Source organism: Deltaproteobacteria bacterium (assembly GCA_016219225.1).
Classification (GTDB): Bacteria; Desulfobacterota; RBG-13-43-22; order RBG-13-43-22; family RBG-13-43-22; genus RBG-13-43-22.
This window is the reverse complement of sequence record JACRBX010000033.1, coordinates 1-5,052: the sequence shown is the minus strand read 5'-3', so window position 1 is coordinate 5,052 and position 5,052 is coordinate 1. Positions and strand designations below refer to the sequence as shown.

Sequence of the window (5,052 nt, the reverse complement as noted above, 5' to 3'; positions counted from 1 at the left end):
CTCACGGATTACGAAATAAGCCATTTGGACGAATGGGATAAAGAGATCGCGCGGGATTCTCAAAATGGCGGCCTCCTGAACCCCATTATAAAGCGTGTCCGTGCGGATATTGCCTCGGGGAGGACCAAGCCGCTTAATGAAGTCATCGACAACTCCTGACTTTTGGAATTCCTACGACACTCTCCCACCTGCGATCAAAACAAGAGCTAAGTTGACCTATCGATTATGGCGGCGAAATCCGCGCCATCCCTCGCTTCAATTCAAGAAAACAGGAAACGTCTGGTCCATCAGCACCCTGTTTGCCTTGCTGGCCTATTGTTGAGATAAAGCTACAAGGAAAGATTGATGGGTATAATATCGCGATCAGTGACAGATTGCGCCTCCACTCGGATTATTTCATTTTTAATGAAACGATATCTTAACAATATGGAAATAGCCTTTTATTATAATGACATAATTATTTCACTATGTTGACCAATCGTTTCATAACGATCTCTAACCAAGCTATCCTTGACTACATTGCTGCCCATCCCGGTGCTCGCCGGGAGGATATCCGCCGCCAAGTCGCCCCCGATACAAGCGAAACGACCGTCTGGCGCTCTCTGAAGCGGCTCGTGGATGAGGGCAAACTGGAAATTTCAGGGAAAGGCCCGGCCACGGGCTATAGCCTCGCGGGCGCTGCCGTGGTCCGCGCCCATTTGCAGACGCCTTACAACCGCGGTAGGCCGTCGAGCTACAAAAAGGAATTCCTGGATCGCTATATTCCGAACAAGGCATTCTACCTCGCCGAGGCTGATCGGCAGCACCTGCGTGAAGCCGGTACGCCTACCGCCGCGCCGCTGCCGGCTGGAACCTATGCACGCTGCATTCTTTAACGGCTCCTGATCGATCGGAAACATTATTGCATCAGACGCTTATCGAGAGAATAGGCTTCAACTTCTATGATACGAACCCCGGTCATTTCCGGATGAGCCGGGTTGATGAGGATGTTTTTTTCGGGAGGCATAATAACCGAAGGCACCCGAAGGATCAGGCTTTCCCTTGATCTGATCCAGGATGCGCCGATTTCGGCAAGTTCGGGAGGCGCCGGGAAGGACCGCCAGTTCCGGGGTAATTCCTTTAGAGTGAGTTCTCTTTTAGATGCCATATCTGGAATCTTTAAAGAGGCCAGACTGAGATCAGGTGGGATAACCGCCCGGTTCAAGTGGACAAATAACTCCAGGGCGGCCAAGGCCCTGTTTTCTGAAGCATAGATAACCTCAACCCCCTTGGGATTCCAGCGCCCGCCGTACCGTCTTGATCCGCTGCCGGAAAGGTCACGAATGAAGGGCGTTTTGGCGATTCGGTAAAGAACCATCAGGAAATAATTCCCTGCTCGATTCTCCCAAGTTCATCGAGTACCAAGTCGATACCGAAGTCGGATACCAGGAGGTCCAGTGGTTTTTGGTCGGCCAGACCCCGGTTCGGTTCCTTTAGCCAGGTTTTGAATTGCTCGACATTTTCAAATATCTCTTCACCCTTCGATACCACCAAGGCGATTCGTAAAATCCGTTCGGAGACCGGTCTGCTGAAAACTCTTTCGGCATTGTATCTCTGGATCGTCCTCAGATTCACGGATAAGAGGGGGGCCATCTCCTGGAGCCCTAAAGACAGATGTTTGGCTAACCGGGATACGGCCCCTTTGGAAATCCCTTTCCCTCCCAGCTTAATCAGATCGAGTGGGGTCCGGAGCGTTTCTTTCAATCCTAATACCTGTTTAACGTGAGAAAGTTCCATCTTTCTCCCTTTCAGGAATATGACATTTGTCTGTAATGATAGCGTCAATTGACGTGTTTGTCAAGAGTGAAGGTGATTAACATATTTAGAATAGTCTTATATACTTTTTCGGCGGTAGCTTAGCGGTAGTTTATATGAAATCACCATGATAATTATTATGATAACTTATAAGTTGAATTTTATCTATAAAAACGGTAAATTTCCTTTAAGAAGCAAAAAGATTTATTTACTTGGTATGGCCTGCTCAGAATATATAAAGGAAAAATGATGGAAATAAAATCCATCCTCAACCTGAATCGTTTCAGGCATATTATCTGGGTCCTTTTAAAGTATGGGTTCGACGATGTCATCCATCGGCTGGATCTGCCCGGATCCTTTATCCTGAAACGGATCAGCCGCGTCAAGGGCGTCCTGACGGTCAACGAACGGATCCGCATGGTCTTTCAGGAACTGGGCCCCACCTTTATTAAATTCGGACAGATCCTGAGTATGCGCCCCGACCTGGTCCCCGGTCTTCTGGTCCTGGAACTTAAAAAATTACAGGATCAGGTCCCGCCGGCCCCGCAACCGGCAGTTCAACTTCTTCTCGAAAAGGCCCTGGGACGACCCATGGATACGGTTTTTTCGGAATTCGACTGGACCCCTCTGGGGTCGGCCTCCTTGGCCCAGGTTCACCGGGCCCGTTTGAAAGAAGAAGATAAAGTGGTGGCCGTTAAGATCCAACGGCCGGATATCCGTCCCTTGATCCGGGCCGACTTGAATATCCTGACGATTATCGCCAACCGTCTGAATGAGCTGCGGACCTATCAGTTATATGACTTCCCCGGTCTGGTTGAAGAACTCCGGTTCAGCCTGACCCGGGAACTGGATTTTACCCGGGAAGCCCGGAATATGACCATTTTCCGGAAAACCCTTTCCTTCCCGGATCTGATGTACATCCCCGAAGTCTTCGGGACCTATACGACCCCCTATGTCCTGACTATGGAGCTGGTGGAAGGGGTCCGGGTGGATCAGTTGGATGGATCCATTGTTTACCGGGAACAATTAGCCCGCAACGGGGCCAGGATTATGCTGGATCAAATGCTCCGCCAGGGTTTTTTTCATGCCGATCCCCATCAGGGAAACCTGCTGATCATGCAGGATGGCCGGTTATGTTTTCTAGATTGGGGGATGACCGGCCGGATCACCCGGGATTTGCGCCATCGCCTGATCGATCTGATTCAGGCCTTGATCCAGAGAGACAGTGATACCCTGCTTCGCCTCATCCCCTATCTCACCGGTGATGTCCCCTCCGACGTCAATCGCAACCGTCTGGAAAGGGACCTGCTGGACCTGATCGATGCCCATTACGGCCTGTCCTTAAAAGAAATCCAGCTCGGTGATTTAGTCCTGTCTTTAATGAACCTGCTTAACGAGCATCGTCTGCGCATCCGTTCGGACTTTGCTCTCCTGAGCCGGGCCATGCTGGCCCTGGAAGGGTTGGGTAAGGAACTGGTCCCGGATTTCAACCTCATCGAGGAGGCCCGTATCCTGATTACCGACCTGGTCAAAGAACGGTGGTCCATCAAAACCCTGTCCCAGGACTTCCGCTCCCAGGGGTTGAACCTCTTCGATCTGGTTCAGGATCTGCCGGCCAGGCTTCAGGCCTTCTTTCGGAAAGTGGATAAGGGGGATTTGACCTTAACCTTTAAACATACCGGCCTTTCGACTTTGAACAATACCCTGGAGCGGATCAGCAACCGGGTCACCTTCGGGATCATTATCGCCGCCCTGATCGTCGGTTCTTCCATGATTATCACTACCGGCGTCAAACCTCTGCTCTTTGGTTTTCCGGCCCTTGGGGTAGTGGGGTATCTGGTCTCCGGGATTTTAGGATTATGGTTGATTGTTAATATACTTCGGAAGAAAAAATTTTAAAGGCTTTGACAATACAATGGATTTCAGACGGCTGGAAGTTTTTGTAAAGGTTTACCTGTTGAAAAGTTTTTCCAGGGCCGGTCAGGTCCTTTATCTGTCCCAACCTACGGTCAGCGAACACATCCGGCTTTTAGAAGAAGACCTGGGATTGACCCTTTTTGATCGTCAGGGCAAAGAAGTGCTGCCGACCCCGGCCGGCCGGCTCCTTTATCAGTATGCCAATCAGTTAATGGCCCTTCGTCAGGATTCCTTGAGGGCCATGAAACAGTTTCGAGACCTGGGAACCGGTGATCTGTTGATCGGCGGCAGCAACATCCCCGGTCAGTATCTCTTGCCAGGCCTTTTGGGGCGCTTTAAAGACCGTTTTCCAAAAATACGGATCAGGTTGTTGATCGGAGACACCCAGAACATTCAGAATAAACTTCTGGAAGGGGCCATCGAATTGGGGTTGGTCGGAGCCCAGGTGGACCACCGCCAGATCTCCTGTCAGATGCTGACCACCGACGAACTCGTTTGCATTGCTTCCCCGCAGCAGGTCAAGGACAGGCAAAAGGCCCTGGATAGCCAGGCGCTTTTGGCCCTCCCTTTTATCCTCCGGGAAAAAGGCTCCGGGACCCGAAAGGCATTGGAACAGGCCTTAAAAAAAATAGGCCTGGACATAAAAGATCTCCAGGTGGTGGCGGAGATGGGGAGTAATGAAGCCATCCGGCAGGCTGTCAAGGCCGGGGTGGGGATTTCCATTATCTCCCGGCGGGCGGTTTTGGAAGATCTGGAACAAGGCCGGCTTCAGGAACTGAAGATAAAAAAATTCCCCCTCATCCGGAATTTTTATCTCATCCATCTAAAGCAAAGGACCCTTTCACCCCTGGCGGAGGCCTTTCGGGAATTTATTCTGAAAGAAGTTTAGTGGAAAATAACGTTGCGTGTTTCGGGTTACGAGTTACGGGTTTAAAACCAACCTTAATTCGACATTCATTATTCGATATTCGATATTTTCATGATTCGTGGTGCCCCACTACAGACGGGCATGAGTGCTTAATTCGAAAATACCTTCAGGATCGGGGATCAGGGTTCAATTGAAGAAGGAAGTTGCAAGCTGCAGGTTCCAAGTATGAAAAACCTTAACCCTCTGTACCTTGGGCTCATTTTTATGCTTTTTGAGGTTTCTCTTTGAGCTTTCAGCATTGAGCTTTTTAGTTTGAATCCTCGTTATGTCAGACGACCTCCGGCAAAGCCGGAGGCTTGAATATTTAAGCCCCTCAAAGGGGCTCACAAACAAAAACCAAAACCCGCGTAGCCGTCACCCCGGCGAAAGCCGGGGTCCAGGGCTTTTCCCAAACCTTTTAGAATCACTGGATT

5 protein-coding genes are annotated in these 5,052 nt (G+C 50.2%); 3 read left to right on the top strand and 2 right to left on the bottom strand.

All coding sequences use genetic code 11. The annotated features are described in order from the left end of the window. Window positions 1–467: 467 nt before the first annotated feature. Window positions 468–875, top strand: a complete 408-nt coding sequence (locus tag HY879_02500) for a hypothetical protein (GenBank protein ID MBI5602201.1) — start codon at window positions 468–470, stop codon at window positions 873–875. A gap of 23 nt (window positions 876–898) precedes the next feature. Here HY879_02500 and HY879_02495 read toward each other — a convergent pair whose 3' ends face one another. Beyond that, window positions 899–1,357, bottom strand: coding sequence for an RES family NAD+ phosphorylase (locus HY879_02495; protein MBI5602200.1), 459 nt, complete (start codon window positions 1,355–1,357; stop codon window positions 899–901). Beyond that, window positions 1,357–1,776, bottom strand: a complete 420-nt coding sequence (locus tag HY879_02490; protein MBI5602199.1) for a DUF2384 domain-containing protein — start codon at window positions 1,774–1,776, stop codon at window positions 1,357–1,359. Before HY879_02490 ends, HY879_02495 begins: the two co-directional genes overlap by 1 nt. A gap of 264 nt (window positions 1,777–2,040) precedes the next feature. On the opposite strand from HY879_02490, the gene HY879_02485 reads away from it, so the two are divergent. Together HY879_02485 and HY879_02480 are read left to right on the top strand one after the other, a co-directional pair. Beyond that, window positions 2,041–3,693 (top strand): AarF/ABC1/UbiB kinase family protein, encoded by a 1,653-nt coding sequence (locus tag HY879_02485; protein ID MBI5602198.1) that lies wholly within the window; start codon window positions 2,041–2,043, stop codon window positions 3,691–3,693. Between the two features lie 16 nt (window positions 3,694–3,709). Next, entirely contained in the window at window positions 3,710–4,600 is an 891-nt protein-coding gene (locus HY879_02480) for a LysR family transcriptional regulator (protein MBI5602197.1), read from the top strand. Window positions 4,601–5,052 lie beyond the last annotated feature (452 nt).